The sequence below is a fragment of the Pseudomonas sp. ADAK2 genome (assembly GCF_012935755.1).
Lineage (GTDB): Bacteria > Pseudomonadota > Gammaproteobacteria > Pseudomonadales > Pseudomonadaceae > Aquipseudomonas.
The window spans coordinates 3,687,458-3,709,205 of record NZ_CP052862.1 but is presented as its reverse complement, the minus strand read 5'-3'; the positions used below and the strand labels follow the sequence as shown (position 1 = coordinate 3,709,205).

The 21,748-nt window shown below is 59.8% G+C and carries 16 protein-coding genes; 3 read left to right on the top strand and 13 right to left on the bottom strand.

All coding sequences use genetic code 11. The features are described from left to right. Positions 1–266: 266 nt before the first annotated feature. Together HKK52_RS17190 and HKK52_RS17185 are read left to right on the top strand one after the other, a co-directional pair. Positions 267–1,079 (top strand): hypothetical protein, encoded by an 813-nt coding sequence (locus HKK52_RS17190; RefSeq protein WP_169371812.1) that lies wholly within the window; start codon positions 267–269, stop codon positions 1,077–1,079. A gap of 60 nt (positions 1,080–1,139) precedes the next feature. Next, positions 1,140–1,826, top strand: coding sequence for a hypothetical protein (locus HKK52_RS17185; RefSeq protein ID WP_169371811.1), 687 nt, complete (start codon positions 1,140–1,142; stop codon positions 1,824–1,826). A gap of 67 nt (positions 1,827–1,893) precedes the next feature. On the opposite strand, the gene HKK52_RS17180 is transcribed toward HKK52_RS17185, so the two are convergent. The 8 genes from HKK52_RS17180 to prmA all read right to left on the bottom strand — a co-directional run bounded on the left by HKK52_RS17180 (position 1,894) and on the right by prmA (position 12,199). Next, the gene (locus HKK52_RS17180) at positions 1,894–2,490 is read right to left on the bottom strand and encodes a MarC family protein (RefSeq protein WP_054044032.1); all 597 of its coding nucleotides are present in this window, start codon (positions 2,488–2,490) and stop codon (positions 1,894–1,896) included. A 64-nt stretch (positions 2,491–2,554) separates the two neighbouring features. Further along, positions 2,555–5,332: a hybrid sensor histidine kinase/response regulator gene (locus HKK52_RS17175; RefSeq protein WP_169371810.1), complete on the bottom strand. Its 2,778-nt coding sequence runs from the start codon at positions 5,330–5,332 to the stop codon at positions 2,555–2,557. 99 nt (positions 5,333–5,431) lie between these two features. Continuing rightward, positions 5,432–6,727, bottom strand: coding sequence for a phosphoribosylamine--glycine ligase (purD, locus tag HKK52_RS17170; RefSeq protein ID WP_054044030.1), 1,296 nt, complete (start codon positions 6,725–6,727; stop codon positions 5,432–5,434). Positions 6,728–6,873: 146 nt separating this feature from the next. Further along, entirely contained in the window at positions 6,874–8,481 is a 1,608-nt protein-coding gene (purH, locus tag HKK52_RS17165; protein ID WP_169371809.1) for a bifunctional phosphoribosylaminoimidazolecarboxamide formyltransferase/IMP cyclohydrolase, read from the bottom strand. 81 nt (positions 8,482–8,562) lie between these two features. Next, positions 8,563–8,883 carry a DNA-binding transcriptional regulator Fis gene (gene fis, locus HKK52_RS17160; protein ID WP_007907419.1) on the bottom strand — a complete coding sequence of 107 codons (321 nt, stop codon included), beginning with the start codon at positions 8,881–8,883 and terminating at the stop codon, positions 8,563–8,565. Continuing rightward, complete coding sequence (gene dusB / locus HKK52_RS17155) at positions 8,880–9,890, bottom strand: tRNA dihydrouridine synthase DusB (RefSeq protein WP_149660668.1); 1,011 nt, start codon at positions 9,888–9,890, stop codon at positions 8,880–8,882. The genes fis and dusB overlap by 4 nt, the downstream gene beginning before the upstream one ends. 185 nt (positions 9,891–10,075) lie before the next feature. Next, complete coding sequence (locus HKK52_RS17150; protein WP_169371808.1) at positions 10,076–11,290, bottom strand: DUF3426 domain-containing protein; 1,215 nt, start codon at positions 11,288–11,290, stop codon at positions 10,076–10,078. A gap of 30 nt (positions 11,291–11,320) precedes the next feature. Then, a complete protein-coding gene (prmA, locus tag HKK52_RS17145) occupies positions 11,321–12,199 on the bottom strand; it encodes a 50S ribosomal protein L11 methyltransferase (protein ID WP_054044027.1) in 879 nt (292 codons plus the stop codon). Positions 12,200–12,473: 274 nt separating this feature from the next. On the opposite strand from prmA, the gene HKK52_RS17140 reads away from it, so the two are divergent. Next, entirely contained in the window at positions 12,474–16,100 is a 3,627-nt protein-coding gene (locus HKK52_RS17140) for a hypothetical protein (protein ID WP_169371807.1), read from the top strand. 74 nt (positions 16,101–16,174) lie between these two features. Here the strand turns inward: HKK52_RS17140 and accC are convergent, their stop codons facing one another. The 5 genes from accC to HKK52_RS33010 all read right to left on the bottom strand — a co-directional run bounded on the left by accC (position 16,175) and on the right by HKK52_RS33010 (position 21,609). After that, positions 16,175–17,530, bottom strand: coding sequence for an acetyl-CoA carboxylase biotin carboxylase subunit (gene accC, locus HKK52_RS17135; protein ID WP_054044025.1), 1,356 nt, complete (start codon positions 17,528–17,530; stop codon positions 16,175–16,177). 17 nt (positions 17,531–17,547) lie between these two features. Continuing rightward, entirely contained in the window at positions 17,548–18,009 is a 462-nt protein-coding gene (gene accB / locus HKK52_RS17130; RefSeq protein WP_054044024.1) for an acetyl-CoA carboxylase biotin carboxyl carrier protein, read from the bottom strand. Between the two features lie 24 nt (positions 18,010–18,033). Continuing rightward, complete coding sequence (gene aroQ / locus HKK52_RS17125) at positions 18,034–18,489, bottom strand: type II 3-dehydroquinate dehydratase (protein ID WP_169371806.1); 456 nt, start codon at positions 18,487–18,489, stop codon at positions 18,034–18,036. A gap of 131 nt (positions 18,490–18,620) precedes the next feature. Continuing rightward, on the bottom strand, positions 18,621–20,375 hold the full coding sequence (locus HKK52_RS17120; RefSeq protein WP_169371805.1) for a protein-disulfide reductase DsbD: 1,755 nt from the start codon (positions 20,373–20,375) through the stop codon (positions 18,621–18,623). 190 nt (positions 20,376–20,565) lie between these two features. Beyond that, positions 20,566–21,609: a methyl-accepting chemotaxis protein gene (locus tag HKK52_RS33010; protein WP_429528427.1), complete on the bottom strand. Its 1,044-nt coding sequence runs from the start codon at positions 21,607–21,609 to the stop codon at positions 20,566–20,568. Positions 21,610–21,748: the final 139 nt, after the last annotated feature.

Genomic DNA, 21,748 nt, shown 5'->3' with positions numbered 1-21,748 from the left:
TGGAGAACAAGTCATTGTTCGATCGTCGGTGGCCGTGGTAGGGCCACCTTATATTCGTCTGTTTGTTTGATTTTTATAGGGGGTCGTGGGTATTTGATCTCTTGTTAGTTTGAGTTGTGATAGTGCGTAATGTTCTTCTTTAGTTGCTGGTGCGCCGGCTTTGAAATGTTTTGTTCTTCTTGTTGAGTTGAAGTTGGAGCGCGGAGTGCGTTAATTTTCTCGTCGGGCCGGAGTTGGCTCATATCTATTAAAAAGGAACTTTGATTGTGAATGATGTACTTGATCTGAAAATGACCGAAGCCGAAAGTCTGGCATTTATTAATGACTGTATGGAAACTTGCATGCCAGTGCTCCAGGCATTGGCACCCCGTCAAACAATGCGTGCTGCAGTGAGTTTGCCCATTGATACAGATAAATTGAATGCGGCCATTACGAATTCAACGCTGATTGGTTTTCCCCAAGGTATGAGTCGTCGTTATAAGACCATTATCAAGCGGACTCAGTTTTTTGCAGACCTTACCGCTGAAATCAAATATCCAAAAAAAGAACAGCAGGTTCAACGCTGGGAGCACTACATCCTTGGTATGAAGGCGATGGGGTGGACCAAAATGCACGAATCTTATACGGGTTATGATTCCAAATACAGTGGTCTTACCATGAGCAATATTGTTCTCGATATTGTTCAGGCAGCCATCGGTGGTGTTGCTGGCTCCACCGCGGCCGTCTTGAAAGCGGTCGCGAACAAGACGATCGAAGGATTGGCGAAGAGCCCGGAAGCGCTGAAGTTGTATGAGAAAAACGGCCAGAAAGCCTACGGCGCCTCGATGGGGGTAATGACCGTGGCGCAGGACGCCGGAGAGGATGTCTGGGCGGTGCTGGGATCAACTTCCTATTTCACTGACGCAGGCAACACAAAAGTAGCCTTCTTCGACAAATTACATTCCGGAGCACAGGTGTACCAAGGTAAAGCCACTTTTACCATTTATGAAGATGACTACACCGCCAGGAAAGAAGCTAGAGCCAATGAGTTCTTTGAGGCCGCGGACAGAGCGCTGGAACTGGAATTTGGCATCAAGTAATTTTTTGGAAGCCAAGCGTTAACGCGCTTGGCTTTTTTTTGCCAGGAGGAGGTTCAAATTATGGGCAGTCACAGTTATGTCAGTGGGGGTAGTGTTTTAGTTTTATCTCCAATGCTGGAAAGTTCGCAGCGTGATGACTTTACGGCTTCTACGCTTTACATGCAGCTGGCATCAACTAATAAGTATCCGGAGTTTAAAGACTTTGATTCGTGGTGCGAGGTGTATTCGATATTGCTGCGCAGGTTGCATTTTAGTGTTTTTGGAACGGTGGGGGATGTTTATACATTAGGGCGAGAAGGCCACGTATCGGTTGCCAGTGTTTTCGACAACGTGTTGGGCCGTTTTTTTTCACATGAGCAAATAGCGTTAATCAGTCCGGCTCTACAGTCTCTTTCCGCTGGTGCTTCGCCCCGCACGAGCCTGCAAGTGCTGACGCGGCACGCTGTGGAGCCGGTTAATGGACCGAGCGATTCAATGGATAGCCAAGGCCTGACCAGAATCCGGATGCAAGTCGGCCTTGTCGACGAAACCGCGACGTTAAAGATGCTGAGAATTAGCTTTGCAGTCGCCGAGCCGTTGAACTCAAACTTAATGAATCAAAAGTTTATGGCTGACCGTATCAATGGCAGCGTTCATCTATCGTGCTTTCAGGCCCAGCTAAGTGAGGAGTACGAAGAGTTTTCCCGATCAACGGTTCTGTCGATACTCAGTACGCGGCGCGAGGGCGAGATTGTAAAACTGGATTGATCTCTTTTACACCGCGCGACAGGTCAAGGCGCACAAGGAGGCGGGGTGCCAGCGTCTGACAAAACGTCTACGGCACCAGGTACCCCTTCACCCCGGTAAAAATAATCTGCGCCGCCAATGCGCACACAAACAACCCCATCAACCGACTGACAATCTGCAACCCCTGATCACCCAGAATCCGCTCGATGCGATTGGACAGATACAACACCACCCCTACCGTAAAACTGGCCAGGGCAATACTGAGAATCGCCGTGAGTTTGTCGTCCCAATGCGGTTGGCTCACGCCCATTACCAACAATGCACCGATAGTGCCGGGGCCGACCGTCAGGGGGATGGTCAATGGCACGATGGTCACGTCCTGCTGCACGTTGTCGGTCTGTACCGCCGACTTGCCTTGGGCCATGCCCAGTGCCGAGATGAACAGCACGCTGCCGGCGCCGATGCGGAACGCATCCACGGTGATGCCGAACACGCTGAAAATTACCCGCCCGAACAGGTACAGCAAAACACTGGAAACCAGCGTTGCGACCGCCACTTTCCAGGCCAGGCGCCGTTGCTCCTTGCGCGAGTAACCGCGGGTCAGGCTGATGAAACAGGACAAGACGAAGAATGGGCTGTAAAGCACCAGCATCTTCAGGTAAACGCTGAACAACACATGGAGCATGGTGCTAGCTCACTGGCGAGGGAAGTCGAGGCGGAGTCTATCAGGCGCCATGGCGTCTGTGGGTTCAGGACGTTTGCGTCGTGACCCGGTTCTGCTGATCACGCTGGGCCACCCAATGCTCAATCAGTTCGCGCAACTGCGACAGCTCCACCGGCTTGGCCATGTGCCCGTCCATGCCGGCCTGCCGTGCGCGTTCTTTATGCTCGGCGAGGATGTGTGCGGTCAGCGCCACTACCGGGGTGCGGATCCGCTGGTTGCCGACTTCCCACGCCCGCAATTGCTGGGTAGCAGAGAAGCCGTCGAGGATCGGCATTTCGCAGTCCATCAGCACCAGGTCGTAGCGCTGCGCCTTCATCGCCTGCAAGGCTTCTTCGCCGTTGCTGGCGGTGTCCGGTTGCAGGTTGAGCTTGCCCAGCATGCCGCGGATGACCTTGGTCGAAATACTGTTGTCTTCGGCCACCAGAATGCGGAAATCGCTGGGCACCTTGACCGGCAGGGTCGGGCCGGCGGGCAGGTGATGCGACACGGCCTGACCTTTGTTGCGCTGGTTCAGCTCGTCGGCCAGGGTGGTCTTGAGCGTGTAGCCGGCCACCGGTTTGGCGAGGATGCGCTTGATCCCCGAATTACGGGCGATGATCTTGCTCGGCGCATTGCTGATGCCGGTGAGCATGATCAGCAGGATGTCGTGGTTCAGGCTTGGGTCTTCCTTGATCTTGGCTGCCAGTTGCATGCCGGTCATGCCGGGCATGTTCTGGTCCAGCAAGACCACGTCGAAGTAGTCACGCAGGTGCGCCTTGGTGCGCAGCAACGCCAGCGCTTCCTTGCCGGACGGCACGGCGCTGACATTCAGGCCCCAGGCGCTGCACTGTTGCACCAGCACCTTGCGGCAGGTGTCGTTGTCGTCCACCACCAGTACGCGCGCGCCTTGCAACGGACTATCGAGATCGGAGGTCGGGTGTTCGAGGCGGTCCGGGTCCAGCGGCAAGGTCAGCCACAGGGTGCTGCCCTGATTGGTGCCGCTCTTGATCCCGAATTCCCCTTGCATCAGGCGAATCAATTGGCGAGCGATCACCAGCCCCAGATTACCGCCCAGGCGGGTGGCCGAGAGGAAGTGCTTGCTGTGCAGTTCGGCGTGCATCAGCGCATCGCGCTCTTCGGCTTCCATCGGCACGCCGCTGTCCTGCACGGCGATGCGCAGGCGCGGTTTGGCGCTGCGTTCGTCGAGGGCAACGACGATCAGGATCTCGCCTTCGTCGGTTTTTTTCAGCGCGTTTTCCAACAGGCTCAGCAGGGTCTGGCGCAGGCGGGTCGGATCTCCGCTGATCACCCGTGGCACTTGCGGCTGGATAAAGCTGATCAGCTCGACGTTCTGCTGCTCGGCCTTGGCGCGGAAGATACTCAGGCAATCTTCGATCAGGGCATTGAGGTCGAATTGCACGTCGTCCAGTTCGATCTGCCCGGACTCGAGCTTGGAGATGTCGAGAATCTCATTGATCAGGGTCAGCAGTTCATTGCCGGCGCTGTGGATGGTTTGCACGTAATCCCGTTGCTTGACCGACAGCGGCGTACCCAGCAGAAGTTCGGTCATGCCCAGCACGCCATTCATCGGGGTACGGATTTCGTGGCTGATCTTGGCCAGGAATTCGGCCTTGGCGTTGATCTCGGCATTGCTGGCCGCCAGGTCGCGGCTGACGCTGAAACGGTCTTCGGTGATACTGCGCTGGCGTTCGCCCAAGGCGATGCTCATGAGCAGGCCACTGATGCAAATGAAGGCCAGCAAGGTGATGATCAGGCCTTGCGGCGCCACCAGGGTCAACCCCAGCAGCGCGGGCAGGATGATCAGCGCACCCATGTTGAACACCACCATCGCGGCCACGAACAGCCGCGCCGGGCGATAGCCTTTTTGCCAGTGGAAGCCGCTGACAAACAGCATGCTCAGGCCCGCGAGCGCGACCAGGGCGTAGGTGATGATGTTCAGCGGCAGGGTGTTGACGAACAACAGCAGCAACCCGCAGACCACCGTGAACAGGATGGCCCCGAGCAGCAGTTTGTTCAGCGGGTGCGGGCCCAGCGGGGCAAAGAAGCGATAGGCGAACATCAGGCCGCACGGTGCCGTCAGCAACAAGGCGAGATAGGCACCAGGAGTCTGGATTGCGTGCCAGTTCGGCAACCACGGCCCGGCCAGGTTCAGCAACAGGATCAGGCTGAGCATCAACAGGAATTCGCAGGCGGCCAGCCACAGGCTGCTGCGCGAGCGGGTGTAGGCGTAACGCACGATGTTGTGCAGGATCAGCATGCCGATGCAGCCGAACAACAGGCCGTAGATCAGCGTGAGGTTCTGATTCGCCGCGGTCATCACCGCCGATTGCAGGGTGATGTAAGGCCGCAACTGGTGTTCGGAAACCAGTCGCAGGTAGACGTCGAGGGTTTTGTCGCTTTGCGGCAGCGGCAGCATGAAGTCGCTGCTGGGCAACGGCCGATCAGCCTGGGGTTGTTGGGTGCCGGTGTTCAGTTGCTCGACCAGCTTGTCGCCGTCCAGCACATACAGGTTGAGGTGCGACAGGTCAGGCGCGAACACTCGCAGCAATTGTTCGTGCTTGCCCGGTGCCAGTCTGAATCGCAGCCATAACGCACCGTCGGGCTCGGCCGCGGTGAGGCGGTCGAGTTCGATGGGGCTGAATTGATTGGTGAAGCGAGCGGAGCGGATGTCGCTCAGCGCCAGGTCGCCCTGTTCGTCGAGCAATACCGACCAGCCACTGCCTTGCGCGGCCTGGGCCGGGAGCATGCAGAGCAAGGTCAACAGAGTGACGGTAAGACCTATGGCAATCCTGAGCCAGCGCACGGCGAAATCCCTTCGTAGGTTGATGCCAGAATATAACTATGCGCGGCGCCGGAATAGTCCGGCAAGGGCATCACGCCCTTGCCTGGCCGAATGGCTGGCCTATTCCTGATTTTCGCCACGCTCGCGGGCAATGGCGCGGTAGCCAATGTCCTTGCGATAGAAGCTGCCTTCCCAGTCGATCTTGGCCGCCAGCTTGTAAGCCTGCTGCTGGGCAGCATCGACGCTGGCGCCCATGGCCGTGGCGCACAACACCCGACCACCGGCAGTCACCACCTGACCGTCCTTGAGCGCAGTACCGGCGTGGAAGACTTTGCCTTCCAGTGCCGCCGCTGCATCCAGACCGTTGATCGCCACGCCTTTAGCGTAGTCGCCAGGATAACCGCCTGCCGCCAATACAATGCCGACGCTCGGACGTGGATCCCATTGCGCTTCGACCTTGTCAAGGGCTTGCGCCAGGGCTGCTTCGACCAGCAGCACCAGGCTCGATTGCAAGCGCAGCATGACCGGTTGGGTCTCAGGGTCGCCGAAACGGCAGTTGAACTCGATAACTTTTGGGTTACCAGCTTTGTCGATCATCAGGCCGGCGTAGAGGAAACCGGTGTAGACGTTGCCTTCATCGGCCATGCCACGCACAGTCGGCCAGATCACCAGGTCCATGACGCGCTTGTGCACTTCAGCGGTCACGACCGGGGCAGGGGAGTAGGCACCCATGCCGCCAGTGTTCGGACCGGTGTCGCCGTCGCCGACGCGCTTGTGGTCCTGGCTGGTGGCCATCGGCAGTACGTTCTTGCCGTCGACCATCACGATGAAGCTGGCTTCTTCGCCATCGAGGAATTCTTCGATCACCACGCGGGAACCGGCGTCGCCGAACGCGTTGCCGGCGAGCATATCGCGCACGGCGTCTTCGGCTTCGGCCAGGGTCATGGCGACGATCACGCCTTTACCGGCGGCCAGGCCATCGGCCTTGATCACGATCGGTGCGCCTTTCTCACGCAGATAAGCCAGGGCCGGCTCGATCTCGGTAAAGTTCTGGTAGTCAGCAGTCGGGATCTTGTGGCGGGCCAGGAAATCTTTGGTGAACGCTTTCGAACCTTCCAGCTGAGCTGCGCCAGCGGTCGGACCGAAGCAATCCAGGCCACGGGCGCGGAACAGGTCGACAACGCCGGCAACCAGCGGGACTTCCGGACCGACGATGGTCAGGGAAACGTTCTTCTCGGCAAAATCGGCCAGTTGCTCAAGGGCCAGCACGTCAATGGCGACGTTCTCGCACTTGGCTTCAATGGCGGTGCCGGCGTTGCCCGGAGCCACGAAAACCTTCTGCACGCGCGGATCCTGAGCCACTTTCCAGGCCAGGGCGTGTTCACGGCCACCGCTGCCAATGATCAAAACATTCATTTCAAAAACCTCGGATGACGCTAATTCTGTGGGGGTTGATCGTTCCCACGCTCCGCGTGGGAATGCCTCAATGGACGCTCTGCGTTCGCTCTTGGGACGCAGAGCGTCCCGGGCTGCATTCCCACGCAGAGCGTGGGAACGATCAATCAGTGACGGAAGTGGCGCATGCCAGTGAAGACCATGGCGATGCCGGCTTCGTCGGCAGCGGCAATCACTTCGGCATCACGCATCGAGCCGCCTGGCTGGATCACCGCAGTGATGCCAACCTTGGCCGCATTGTCCAAACCGTCGCGGAACGGGAAGAACGCGTCGGAGGCCATCACCGAACCTGCCACCTGCAACCCGGCGTGTTCAGCCTTGATCGCAGCAATACGCGCGGAGTTCACGCGGCTCATCTGGCCCGCGCCGACACCGATGGTCTGACGGTTCTTGGCGTAGACGATGGCGTTGGATTTAACGTACTTGGCCACTTTCCAGGCGAAGATCAGGTCGTTGATTTCCTGTTCGGTCGGAGCACGCTTGGTCACGACTTTCAGGTCTGAGCTGCTGATCATGCCGACGTCGCGGCTCTGTACCAGCAAGCCGCCGTTGACGCGCTTGTAGTCCCAGGCAGCGGCGCGGTCAGCCGACCACTCGCCGCAGGACAGCAGGCGCACGTTGGCTTTGGCGGCGACGATGGCGCGGGCTTCTTCGCTGACGCTTGGGGCGATGATCACTTCGACGAACTGACGCTCGACGATGGCCTTGGCGGTTTCAGCATCCAGTTCGCGGTTGAAGGCGATGATGCCGCCGAACGCGGATTCGGTGTCGGTGGCGTAGGCCAGTTCGTAAGCCTGGCGGATGCCGCCTTCGGCGTCCGGGCTTACGGCCACGCCGCACGGGTTGGCGTGCTTGACGATCACGCAGGCCGGTTTGACGAAGCTCTTCACGCATTCCAGCGCGGCGTCGGTGTCGGCTACGTTGTTGTACGACAGTTCCTTGCCTTGCAGTTGGGTCGCGGTGGCGATGCCGACTTCGGCAGGCTTGGCTTCCACGTAGAACGCCGCGCTCTGGTGCGGGTTCTCGCCGTAGCGCATTTCCTGCGCCTTGACGAACTGGCTGTTGAAGGTGCGCGGGAACTCGCTGCGACCGGAGGTCGAGAGGGTGTCAGCGGCCTGGTTCACGGTGCCCATGTAGTTGGCGATCATGCCGTCGTAGGCGGCAGTGTGTTCGAAGGCCTTGAGCATCAGGTCGAAACGCTGAGCGTAGGTCAGGCCGCCGGCCTTGAGGCTTTCCAGGACGTTGGCGTAGTCGCTGGCATTCACCACGATGGCCACGTCTTTATGGTTTTTGGCTGCCGAGCGGACCATGGTCGGGCCGCCGATGTCGATGTTCTCGATGGCGGTCGGCAGGTCGCAGCCTGGCTTGTTGATGGTGGCTTCGAACGGGTACAGGTTGACCGCCACCAGATCGATCGGCTTGATGCCGTGCTCGTTCATGATTGCGTCGTCGATACCGCGACGACCGAGGATCCCGCCGTGGATTTTCGGGTGCAGGGTCTTGACCCGACCGTCCATCATTTCCGCGAAACCGGTGTAATCCGCGACTTCCACTGCGGCAACGCCGTTGTCACGCAGCAGCTTGAACGTTCCGCCGGTGGAGAGGATCTCGACACCCAGGGCTTCAAGCTCCTTGGCGAATTCGAGGATCCCTGTCTTGTCGGAGACGCTGATCAAGGCGCGGCGGATCGGCAGGCGGGTAGTCTGGTCGGTCATTTCAATTTCCATCAAAAGCAAAGGAGTCAGCAAAAAAGGCGACCGGTTTTACGCGGGCGCCTTTCTGGTTTGATTGAATGCTTACAGCAAATCGTACTGCTTGAGTTTCTTGCGCAGCGTGCCTCGGTTCAGCCCGAGCAACTCGCTGGCCTTGGTCTGGTTGCCCTTGACGTAGTTCATCACGCATTCGAGCAGGGGCGCCTCGACTTCGGAGAGCACCAGGTTGTACACATCCGTGACGGCAGCGCCTTCAAGGTGGGCGAAATAATTGTGCAGCGCCTTCTCGACACTCCCGCGAAGGGTCTGACCTTCTTCGCTCGGCGTATTGAGGTGCTGTTTCAAATTCACGTTGTCGCTCACGGGTGTTGTTCCACTCACTAAAGTCTCGGTCATCATCGTCATGCGGCCACCCCTTCTCCGTCCCCTGTCAGGCTCTTGTAACGCTCGGCGAAGAACTCCCGAACGTTGGCGCATTGTGTTTCCGTACCATCCAAACGATTGAAGTGGGCGCGGAACTCCCTGGCGCCCGGCAGGGTTGCGAGGTACCAGCCCACATGCTTGCGAGCAATGCGTACGCCCATCACGTCTCCGTAGAAAGCGTGCAGCGCGGCCAGATGCTCAAGCAGAATACGTTCCACCTCGATCAGCTCCGGTGCCGGCAGTTTTTCGCCGGTACGCAGAAAATGGTCGATCTCACGGAAAATCCATGGCCGCCCCTGGGCAGCCCGGCCTATCAACAGGCCATCGGCACCGGTCGCGTCGAGCACGTACCGGGCCTTCTCGGGTGAATCGATGTCGCCATTGGCAAAGACCGGAATCGACACCGCCTGCTTGATCGCGGCAATGGTGTCGTACTCGGCTTCGCCGGTGTACAGGTCGGCACGGGTGCGGCCATGGACCGCCAACGCCGTAATGCCCGCCTGCTCGGCGATCTTCGCCACGGTCAGGCCGTTCTTGTTGTCCCGGTCCCAACCTGTGCGGATCTTCAACGTCACCGGCACATCAACCGCAGCCACCACGGCCTGCAGGATCTCGGTGACCAGTGCTTCATCTTTCAACAGCGCGGAACCGGCGGCCTTGTTGCAGACCTTCTTCGCCGGACAGCCCATGTTGATATCAATAATCTGTGCGCCCAGTTCCACGTTGGCCCGGGCTGCGTCCGCCAGCATCTGCGCATCGCCACCGGCGATCTGTACCGAGCGTGGCTCGGGATCACCTTCGTGAATCATGCGCATCCGCGATTTGCGGGTGTTCCACAAGCTCATGTCGCTGGTGACCATTTCCGAGACTACAAGCCCCGCACCCAGTCGCTTGCACAGCTGACGAAAGGGCTGGTCGGTGACCCCCGCCATCGGGGCGAGGATCAAGCCGTTGTGCAATGTATATGGACCGATGCGTACCGCCGACATAGGACTTCCCTGTTGTGGGGCCGGATCATTAGAGTTCGAAAAAGGGTTGGCATGATACCCGCTCTCGATGACTGGATAAAGGCTGAATTGAACAAAATCTGAACAGTTATTCTGTTATCGCCAGCAGTTTGGTTCGCGGGGGCAAAGTCAGAAAACCGCCGTCAATCCCGGAACACTGAAGCGTTTCACTCGGGCGAATGGAAGCTCAGGCTGTAGTTCACCGCTTTGGGGCCTGGATCGAGGATGTCCAGCGCGATGTGGATTGGCGTTTGTGGAGGCATCTCGGCCATCCCCTCCAGGTCGCCGTTGAGGTACTCGCCGGGTTTGAAGCGACGACTGGCGATCAGGTGGCCGTTGAGATCGGCGAAACGCAGTTCCAGCAGCGGGAAGGGCTGGGAGAATGCCGCGCGGTTATAGATGATCGCATCCACCACCAGTGCCCCACTGAAATCCGGGTGGCTGCGCACCACAAGATTGCTGCTTTTGACCTTGGCGATGTCGACCTTGGACGGCACCGTACAGCCGAGCGTTGGGCACAGTTGCTGGAACCATGGACGGTATTGGTCCTGGCGGGCCATTTCGTCGAAATGGTAGGCAATGTATTGGCCAGCAAGGCCCGCGGCGGCGAGCAGGGTCAATACCAGCCATAACATCCGTCGGCCCCACGGCGAACGGCGTTTTTGCCAGCCGAGTTGCAGCGGGTCGTCGGTCAGGTCGTGCAAGGCTTCGTCACGTTCGGTTGCTTCGCTGCGCTCGTGTCGCTTGCGCAAGGGGGCAATCGGGGGCAGGCCGTCGTCAGTGGTATCGGTTGCCGACAGACGATCATGGCGCAGGGGTGTGTCGAGTGGATCATTCAGGCGCAGTTGCGGCACCTGGGGTTCGTCGTCCAGATCAACCGGCTCCAGCGAGAACGAAGGTTCAGTGCGCGAGTGCTTGCCCGGTTCTGTCTGCGTTTCCCGTTGGTCGGCTTCGACGGCCTGGGCGCGATCAGCCGCCGATTCGCTGAACAGACTGTCGGACCACGGCTCTTCGTCAGCCTCGATGCTGTCCCGGCGCGCGCTCAAGGCGTCTTCGCGATGATGACCGAACTCCTTGGTCGGCTGGATTTCCCGCTGTTCGAGCCGGGCGAGTTCCTGATCCAGGTCGAGGCTGTCCAGGTCCATTTCAGCGGCGGACCACTGCTTTTGGCTGATGGCCCGGACCGGCGGCTCGACGATGGCCGGGGCGATCGGTTTGACGGCTTCTTTGCCGGCCCGTTGCTCAAGCAGTTGCTTGGCGGCGTTGAACACCTGCAAGCAGGAGCCGCAACGAACCACTCCACGGGCGACGCTCAATTGAGCATGGCTGACGCGGAAGCTGGTTTGGCAATGCGGGCACTGGGTGACGAAGCTGTCGGTCATGCGGCGATCCGGATTATGCAGGCGCTCATTCTAGCGCCGACGGCCAGTGATGCGCACCCAGCCATCGCGATTGGCAATCGGGTCCAGATCGAAGTCCTGGGCGTAGGCCTTGGCCACTTCTTCGCCTTGTTCGGCGAGGATGCCCGACAGCGCCAGACGGCCGCCCGGCTTGACCAGGCTCGACAGTTGCGGCGCGAGGGAAACCAGCGGGCCAGCGAGGATATTGGCGACCAGCACGTCGGCCTGAACCTGCGGCAGATCTTCTGGCAGGTACAGCGGGAACAGTGCTTCGGCAATGTTGTTGCGCCCGGCGTTGTCGCGGGAAGCTTCCAGGGCTTGCACGTCGATGTCGGTGCCGACGGCTTCCTTGGCGCCCAGCAACAGGGCGGCGATGGCCAGAATCCCCGAGCCGCAACCGAAGTCGAGCACGTTGCAGTCTTTCAGATCCTGACCGTCGAGCCATTCCAGGCACAGCGCGGTGGTCGGGTGCGTGCCGGTGCCGAACGCCAGGCCCGGATCGAGCAGCAGGTTCACCGCGTCCGGTTCCGGTGCGGCGTGCCAGCTCGGGACGATCCACAGGCGCTCACCGAAACGCATCGGCTGGAAGCCATCCATCCAGCTGCGTTCCCAATCCTGGTCTTCGATGATTTCGCTGTGATGCTCGGGCAGCGGGCCGCCGGTCAGCAATTCCATGTGGGCCAGTACGCTGGCGGCTTCGGTGCCGTCCTCGAACAGGGCCAGCAGATGGGTGTGAGACCACAGCGGTGTGGTGTTGAGTTCCGGTTCGAAGATCGGCTGGTCTTCGGCGTCCATGAATGTCACCGACACGGCGCCCACTTCAAGGAAAGCGTCTTCGTAGGTTTCGGCTTGTTCTGGGCTGATGGCGAGACGGACTTGCAGCCAAGGCATGGCGGGCACCTTTGAAAAATATTGATTGCAGCCTAGCGGGCTGCGAGAAGCGCGCAAGTTTACGCGAGCGCAGCCCAGAAGACGACCGGATTGCTGTGATGAGGAGGAGTGGTCGCGTTCTTACTCATCGACGGGAAAGGCCCCTACCGGCTTCGCGGAATCATCTCGCAATGTTTCCGGAATTACCTTCTATTGGCTCGCTTACCGCTGCAGGACTATGGGGCACTCATGGCGCTCCCAATACCTGGGGGCCCTAGCAGCGGTGCTTTATTTCATGGAAGAACACCTTTATATCCGTGGCCAGGTGGCCGGCAAGGACATTGACTCGAGTCGGCTGGCGGACTTTCAGATCAAGGGGGATGCGGGGGACCGGGCGCTGATCGATACATTGACTGACGCCCTGTCGACCGCCATCCGTCGGGAGACTGTCCGGTATGAAATGCCCGATACGTTCGATCTCCCTGAGCATTGCATGTTGTGGCAATGGCTGGACGTTTACCTGAAGGCCATCCAGCACTCGGAGTTTCGGGCCTGGGCCGTTCAGCGCCATCTGGACTTGAGCAGCCTGCGGGTGCGGGGCGGGACTTTGTACGTCAATGCCGTCGAGGGTGGTGTCACGACTCCAAGCGTCATGGCACTGCACGATGACTCGGGGTGGTGGGGCGTGGCTGACCCCATCACCGCCGTTGTGCAAATCATCGACCCCGCCGGCGTTGATCCCTTCGGTATTCGAGATCCATCGACGGCCTCCAATCACGTGTTTTCCCTGCGTGCGGCACTGGCGTTCTACGGCTATCCGCTGCCAGCCAATCGGCCTCAGGCCCACGTCATGGTTGACGAGTTACGACGGCTGTCCGGGTTTCCCGTCATCGATAGCAGTGGCCATATTTCCACGTCTGTTTCGGTGGAGCAGGCGGAACAGGCCCAAGACTGCGTGAAGCTGGCCACCGAGTTGGGCAGAGCCATGCAGGACCAGCTCGCGAGCAATACGGATTACGATTTTGTAGAAACCTATCGGAGGCGAATCAAGCTTGATTCCGGCTCGATGCTGGCCCAAACGATGAATTCGGCGCTGCGTGTGCTGCAAGGCCTGAGCATTAAATTGAATGTGGGGAGAGCGTCCGCGCCGACCGGTTACTATTTTTCCCGGATCGAGCAAACGCTGATGGAGATCGACCGTTTTGCGGTCCCGAAGCCAGTCGCCGCCGACAGGCTCTCGGCGCCGCAAGTGGCTGGGGATTTTAGCGAGCTTGCCGCGCAGGCCGAGAAGCTGGGTTCTGACGTTCATCCGGATGGCTGTTTCAGCCTTGCTTTCGTATTGGCGGCCTATGAGCTGGAAGCTCCGACTGATGCAGCCGAAGTCAGGGCGCTGATCCTGTCCCTTGGCCAGTCAACAGAGTTGTCGACACCCTATGTCCATGCGTCGGCACATTCCACGGCGGCGCTGCTCAGGCATCGGCGTTACATCGGTTTGCTCAATAACCGCTATTGGATGGGCTTCGAACTCGAAACCTTGAGCAGTGGTAAAGCGGACACCGAAACAGTCTCGACAGCCGCCCCGAATGTTTCCATCGATCCTGATTCGCCGCTGGCGGAACTCACGGAGTTTGGCCGCAAAGAGCTGTTGGCGGTGATGGAGAGTGATGAGTTCAGAAGAATCAGGACTGCCGAGAAGATAGATCCTGCCGGACATGTTCTGGTGAGTGGTTCCGGTTATGTCGGGGCCTGGCGACTGGACGGCTCCTGGGCCGATCTGGACCACGCCGTGAGGGCTGTCGCCGTGCTCGCCGACAAGTTCAAGTCACTCGCCCTGATTGCCAAGCGAGCGGGTGGAGCCTTGCGATCCAGCGGCGAGGTCACGCTGGAGCAGATGCTGAAGTTCTACAGCTTCGGGGCCCCGGTCACGGCGCTGCAAGCCCGCAGCCTGGCGCAGCGATTGCGGGCGATTCCTCTGCGGCCGCGCTCGTCCGTTGAGTACTGGAATGCGCTGGGTGGGATGTTCGCCTCGGTGTCGTCGCCATTGTTGGCTCGCCGCCTGCAGATCATCGAAGAGCCCGAGCATTTCATGCCCAGGATCGGAACGTCGTTGTATTACTGGTCCGCCCTGAAGAGGGTTGAGGTGACGGTTGTGCTTTCAGCGTCGCAGCGCCAACAAGTACAGGCCGCGGCCGTGCAGTTCATGGCCGGGCGCGAGGGCGTGTTGTTCGACTACCTTGCAGAAACTGTCGTCAGGGGGAAAACCGGAGAGAGTGTGCGGGCCGAGGCTGATCTATTGTTCTCGCAAATGCTCGCTGGGCCACGGGCGCAAAAACTGGCCGGTTTGCTGACCCGAGCCGTGACCTGGCAAGGGGAGCAGGCCGCGCATGCAATAACCCGCGCCGGTCGCCACTCGCTGGTGCTGGCTGCCGTGATCCTCAGCCTCGACCCGCAGGCGGGTCAGAGCAGGAACCGGATTGCCGGGGTCGACCTGGCCGATGAGCGATTTTGGGCAGACAGCTATGGCAATTTGTTACGCAGTGTCGAGACGTGGCTCAAGTCTCACTGCACGATGAGCGCTGATGCTGCACCGCTGGCGGCCCACCTGTTGTTCAGTGGCATTGCGCCCGAGTTCCTGGTGCGTGACATTCCGGAGCAGATGGCCTACATGACGGGGCTGGTGTGGGTGCATTTCAAGCACTGCGTCGCCTATCTGGAAGGGAAGTACCCCGGATCGTCTCGGCGCCTGACGTTCGGGAACATCATGAGCGGGGACAAACTGCGGTCCATGAAGCCGGAGTACTGGAGCCTGAAGGAATTCACCGGCCCGGTAATCGACTGGGCGAGTGCCAATGGCCTGTTGCCGAAAAACAGGGAGCTCTTTACCGATGCTGAATTTGCCACGGCGAAAAGGGCGTTGCTGACGCAATTTGATGCGCTTGAAACAGCCATTGCCTCCTTTCATCGGGTAGTCGTCACTCGCAGAGACCTGGCGTTGGCTGATCTGCGCCGGGTTTATCCGGGCAACGAGGTGCTGGAGCAGAAAGTCCTGGCCCGACTGCCGGTTGATTCGCAAGGTTCGCGAGAAACCGGGGCCGAGCAGGAACTGAGCGTGCAAAAGGCTTCGTTGCTCGATTTGCACCTGTCCGGGCAATTGGCCTCGGCTTCGAATAGCTGGTACTCCACGAGCGGCAGCCTCAATTACTCGCTTATGGCGGAGCGTTTTCATTTGCTGGGCGACGTCAACCGGTCGTACGGCGAGGTATTCGTCACCCAGGAAGCAGAGCTTTGGTCTGCCTACGCCCAGGCCCTTCGCTACTGCGTGTCGTTATTGTCGCTGAGTCATCGCAAGCGCCTGGAATATGGAGCGTTGACGCTATTCGGCGTGAGCCAGTCGGAGGCTGGCGCAGCGACGAAAGGGCGTTTCGGCATCGTAGTACTTTGTCGGCATCCGGCCTTTCCCGATTGTACTTATGAGTTTTTCCCTGGGCAGTTGATGATCGTCGAGCGGACGGACTTGAATGCCCAGAGTCTGTTAGGGGTTACCGAAACGGTGTCCGGCCAGGCGTCTGCGAAAAGTTTGCCGCCAAGGCCTCTGCCTCTTGACTGGGCAGCCTATGACAAGGGAGAACTGCCCAAGCCAGACGTGACGTCTACGATTATCCTGGAGGCGTTCGGTCACTTTGCGCCAGCCACCGCTCAGGCATCTGCTGATGCCAATGTGTTGACCGTGCCGCAAACCCTGACGTCATTCAGAATCCGTAGCCTCGTCTCTGACATTCTCAGCAACACTCTGTTTGCGGCGAGCTTGGGGTTGCGTGCATCGGCAGGTAGCGCGATCAGTCTGGAGGAGGCCATCAGTGGTCGTGATCCCTGGGCTGACTATCTCCAGCGCGCGGCCAGCCATGAAGGCATTCAGGTGTAGCTCACTGGCGGGAAACGCGTAAGGCAGAAACAACAAAGCCGCTCGAAAGCGGCTTTGTTGGTCTGGATCACATCTTAATGCTGGTTGGCCAGCTTGTGTTCCAGATAGTGGATGTTGATTCCACCTTTGCAGAAGCCTTCATCGCGGACCAGATCGCGGTGCAGCGGGATGTTGGTCTTGATCCCGTCGACCACGATTTCGTCCAGCGCATTGCGCATGCGCGCCAGGGCTTCGTCACGGGTTGCGCCGTAGGTGATCAGCTTGCCGATCAACGAATCGTAGTTCGGCGGAACGGCATAGCCACTGTACAGGTGCGAATCGACGCGAACGCCGTTGCCGCCTGGAGCGTGGAAATGCTTGACCGTGCCTGGGCTCGGCATGAAGGTTTTCGGGTCTTCGGCGTTGATCCGGCATTCAAGTGCGTGACCGCGGATGACAACGTCTTCCTGGGTGTACGACAGCTTGTTGCCAGCGGCGATGCTGAGCATCTCCTTGACGATGTCGATGCCGGTGACCATTTCCGAAACCGGGTGCTCAACCTGAACGCGGGTGTTCATTTCGATGAAATAGAACGCGCCGTTCTCGTACAGGAACTCGAAAGTGCCTGCGCCACGGTAGTTGATGTCGATGCACGCCTTGACGCAGCGAGCGAGGACTTCAGCACGAGCCTTCTCGTCGATGCCCGGTGCCGGCGCTTCTTCGAGAACCTTCTGGTGACGACGTTGCAGCGAGCAATCGCGGTCGCCCAGATGGATCGCGTGACCCTGGCCATCGGAAAGTACCTGGACTTCCACGTGACGTGGGTTGGTCAGGAATTTTTCCAGATAGACCATCGGGTTGCCGAACGCCGCGCCAGCTTCGGAGCGGGTCAGTTTGGCCGAGGAGATCAGGTCTTCTTCTTTATGCACAACGCGCATGCCGCGACCACCGCCGCCGCCAGCGGCCTTGATGATCACCGGGTAACCGACTTCACGGCCGATGCGCAGGGCAGTTTCTTCGTCTTCCGGCAGCGGGCCGTCGGAACCCGGAACGGTTGGAACACCGGCCGCGATCATGGCGTGCTTGGCCGATACCTTGTCGCCCATCAGGCGAATGGTGTCGGCTTTCGGGCCAATGAAGGCGAAGCCGGAGTTCTCGACCTGTTCGGCGAAATCGGCGTTTTCCGCGAGGAAACCGTAGCCTGGGTGAATGGCGGTAGCGCCGGTCACTTCAGCGGCGGCGATGATCGCAGGGATGTGCAGGTAAGACTTTGCAGCCGATGCCGGACCGATGCAGACGGATTCGTCCGCCAGACCCAGGTGCATCAGCTCTTTGTCAGCCGTGGAATAAACGGCGACGGTCTTGATGCCCATCTCTTTGCAGGCACGCAGGATCCGCAGGGCGATCTCACCGCGGTTGGCGATCAGAACTTTTTCCAACTTCGCAGTCATCAAAGTCTCTCCGCGGTTCAAACGATGGTGAACAGCGGTTGGTCGTACTCAACCGGCTGGCCGTCTTCGACGAGGATGGATTCGATCACACCGCTGGTTTCAGCTTCGATGTGGTTCATCATCTTCATCGCTTCAACGATGCACAGGGTGTCGCCTTTCTTCACGGTCTGGCCGACTTCAACGAAGGACGGCGAGGATGGCGAAGACTTGCGATAGAAAGTGCCGACCATTGGCGAACGGGCAACGGTGCCGTTCAGTACGGGTGCGGCTGGAGCAGCAGGAGCGGCGGCAGCAACCGGAGCAGCGGCAACAGGTGCCGGGGCCGGAGCGTGCATTGGCGCTGGAGCGTAGTACTGCTGAGCCGGGGTCTTGCTGTGACGGCTGATGCGTACGGACTCTTCGCCTTCCTTGATCTCGAGCTCGTCGATGCCGGACTCTTCCAGCAATTCGATCAGTTTCTTAACTTTACGGATATCCATGAATCATCAACTCCCAAGGGTCGGTCAGGGGCGTTTAGCTTGTGTATCAAGCTGTTCCAGGGCGGCCTCCAGGGCCAGTCGATAACCGCTGGCGCCAAGGCCGCAGATCACTCCCACCGCAACGTCGGAGAAGTAAGAGTGATGGCGGAAAGGTTCGCGTTTGTGCACGTTAGACAAATGCACTTCGATGAATGGGATGCTCACCGCCAGCAGCGCGTCACGTAATGCGACACTTGTGTGCGTAAAAGCTGCTGGATTAATCAGAATGAAGTCCACACCTTCGCTGCTGGCAGCGTGGATGCGGTCGATCAATTCGTACTCGGCGTTGCTTTGCAGGTAGAGCAAATGATGACCGGCTTCACGGGCACGGCGTTCCAGGTCCTGGTTGATCTGCGCCAGGGTGGTCGCCCCGTAGACGCCCGGTTCGCGGGTGCCGAGCAAGTTCAGGTTGGGTCCGTGCAGAACCAGTAGCGTCGCCATCTGCTGTTCCTTGTTATCTGTGTGCAATTGTCAGAACCCGGCGACTATGCCGCAAAGCCTTTGTGACTGTCCAGTTCTATGCAATAGCCAGCACGATGGCCGATGTTTGCGCGAAATATATGACCGAGTGATTAAATCCGGTCATTCGCTTTGCCGACACGTTCGGCGAAGTCTTGCGCATTGATCTCGCCGATCACCCGCACATCGGTACGTTCGGCGCCATCCTTGCCGAAAAACATCAGCGCGGGCGGACCGAACAGTTTGTAGCGGTCGAGCAGGGCGCGTTGTTCGGCATTGCTGGCGGTGATGTCGAAGCGGATCAACCGATAACCCTTGAGGCGTTCGATGACTTTCGGGTCGTTGAGCACTTGGCGTTCGATGACTTTGCAGCTGATGCACCAGTCGGCGTACCAGTCCAGCAGCAGCGGGGTGCCGGACGATTTTGCTTCGGCGAGGGCGCGGTCAAGATCGGCCGGAGTGCTGACTGTTTGCCAGGCACTGGTGGCTTGCGGTTTGCTGGCAATAACAGTTCTTCCAAGCGGGTTCAGCAAGTCGCCCTGGCCGCTGAAAGCGCCATACCAGCAAGCCATCGCATAAAACAGCAGGAACAGGCCGAGCAATTGCCCGAGGCGTTTTCGCGGCGGTTTATACACAAATTCCAGCGCACCAAGGAACAGGCCGACGCCCCCCCACAGCAAACCCACCAGCAGCAACGTCACCTGGCCCGGCACCACGCGGCTCAGCAAACCGATAGCCAAGGCGAGCAGCAACACGCCAATGGCGTTTTTCACATAGACCAGCCATGGGCCACTTTTCGGCAGCCAGGCCGCGCCGCCGGTGGCCACCAGCAACAGCGGCGTGCCCATGCCCAGGCCCAGCACAAACAGTTTCAAGCCACCGCCCAGCGCATCACCGCTGGCGCTGATGTACAGCAACGCACCGGCCAGTGGCGCCGAAACGCAGGGCGACACCAACAGGCTGGAAACCACGCCCAGCACCGCAGCGCCCCACAACGAGCCACCTTCGGTGCGACCGGCGATTCGGTCCAGTCGATGGCTGATGGCGTGGGGCAGTTTCAGTTCAAACACGCCGAACATTGCCAGCGCAAACACCGCAAAAAACGTCGCGAACGGCACCAGCACCCAGGCCGATTGCAGGCGGGCCTGAAGATTGAGCTGCGCACCGAACATCCCCATCAACGCGCCGAGCAGGGCGAAACACGCGGCCATCGGCAGCACATACGCCAACGACAGATTGAAGCCGCGAAGCCCACCGATCTGCCCGCGCAGCACCACACTGGAGAGGATCGGCAGCATGGGCAACACACACGGGGTAAATGTCAGGCCCAAACCGGCGAGGAAGAACAGCGCCAGTTCACGCCAGCTCCAGCTCGCCGTCGTGGGGGCAACTTTGTCGGCGATCACCGCGCCGCTGCCATCGACGCTCAAGCGCTCGGTTTCCGGCGGATAGCACAGGCCTTTGTCGGCGCAACCCTGATAGGTCACTACCAACGTGAACGCGCGTTGATCGGTACGCGGCAGTTCTACATCGAGAATCCCGTGGTAAACCTCGACGTCGCCGAAGTATTCATCGTGCTTCTTTTCACCGTCGGGCAATTGCGCCGCGCCGAGGGCCACATCGGCTGGATCGGCGCGAAACTGGAAGCGGTGCCGATAGAGGTAGTAACCCTCGGTGGCGACGAAACGCAGCTTGATCGATTGCGGCGTGCTCTCTACCAGGCTCAACTGAAAGGCTTCGCGCACCGGCAGGAAATCGGCGCTGTTGTTGATCGAGCCCAATGTCGAACTGGGCCGACTGTCCAGCAACCCGGTGGCGGAGGCCGGCAGGGCGAGGACTAACAGCAGCAGGCAGAGCAAACGGCGCATGACAATCTCGCGTATCGGACGTGGAGGGCATGATAGCGGACAGCGACGCGGAATGCCCCGCCACACTGATCGTTCCCACGCTCTGCGTGGGGGAATGCAGCCCGGGACGCTCCGCGTCCCAACAGCGGACGCAGAGCGTCCATTGAGGCATTCCCACGCGGAGCGTGGGAACGATCAGTGGGGCGGGCTATCAGACGCGGAAGGCTTGAACTGCCGTGTGAAGTCGCCCGCCCAGCACCAACAGATTCTCCCCCTGCTCACGCCCCTCACCAATCCGCAGCAAGTTATCCCCACCCAACTGGTGGATCCGCTCACTGTGATCGCGAATCTCACTGACTGCACCGCTCTGCTGGGCGGTGACATCGGCAATGCGCACCGCCGTGTCGGCAATGGTCTGGATCGCATCGACGATCTTATCCAGCGCACCGTCAGCCGCTTGCGCCTGATCGGCAGTCGCTTCGGCGTGTTCGACCTGGGCGCGCATGCCTTCCACCGATTGCCGCGCTGCGGTTTGCAGGCCGGCGATCAAGGTCTGGATCTCGGCCGTGGCGCCGGCGGTACGTTGCGCCAACGAGCGAACTTCCTCGGCGACCACCGCAAAACCACGGCCCATTTCCCCCGCGCGAGCCGCTTCAATGGCTGCGTTAAGTGCCAGCAGATTGGTCTGGTCGGCAATCGAGCGGATCACCGTCAGCACGCCGCCAATGGTCGCCGACTCTTCGGCCAGATGCTCGATCATCTGCGCGTTGCCCTGCACTTCGCCCACCAGCGCATGCAGCCCGGTGAGGCTCAGGCCGATCACTTTTTGCCCGTGCTCCACGGCCAACCCGGCATTGCGGCTGGCGTCGGCAGCCTGGCTGGCATCGCCGGCCACTTGTTGAATGGTGGCTTCGAGTTCGCCAAGGGAGTCGCGGATCAGCGCGGTGTCGCCGGCCTGATGCTGGGCGCCGCTGTGCAGGTCGTTACTCAGCTCGGCCAGGGTCCGGCTGCTGCCGGCGACCTGTTCGGCATTCAGGCGAATAGTCCCGACCAAGTCCACCAGATAAGCACGCAGGCGATTGAGCGAAGCTTGAATGTCATGCAGTTCGCGGTTGGTCTTGCCCAGTTGAATGTCCTGGCTGAAGTCGCCTTCGGCCCAGGTCGATAGCGCCGGTGCCAGGTTAGTCAGGGTCCGGGCCAAACGGCGCTGCAAGGTATCGATGAGCAGCGCGATCAGCAGAATCAGGCCGATCATCAAACCTTGCATCAAGCGCACTTCGCCCTGGATCTGCCCGTGCTGGGCGCGCACCACTGGCTCCAGGCCGGCGATGGCTTGTTGCACCGCGGCGATTTTCAGGTGCGTGGCGGCGCTCAAGTCGGCTCGTTTTTGAATC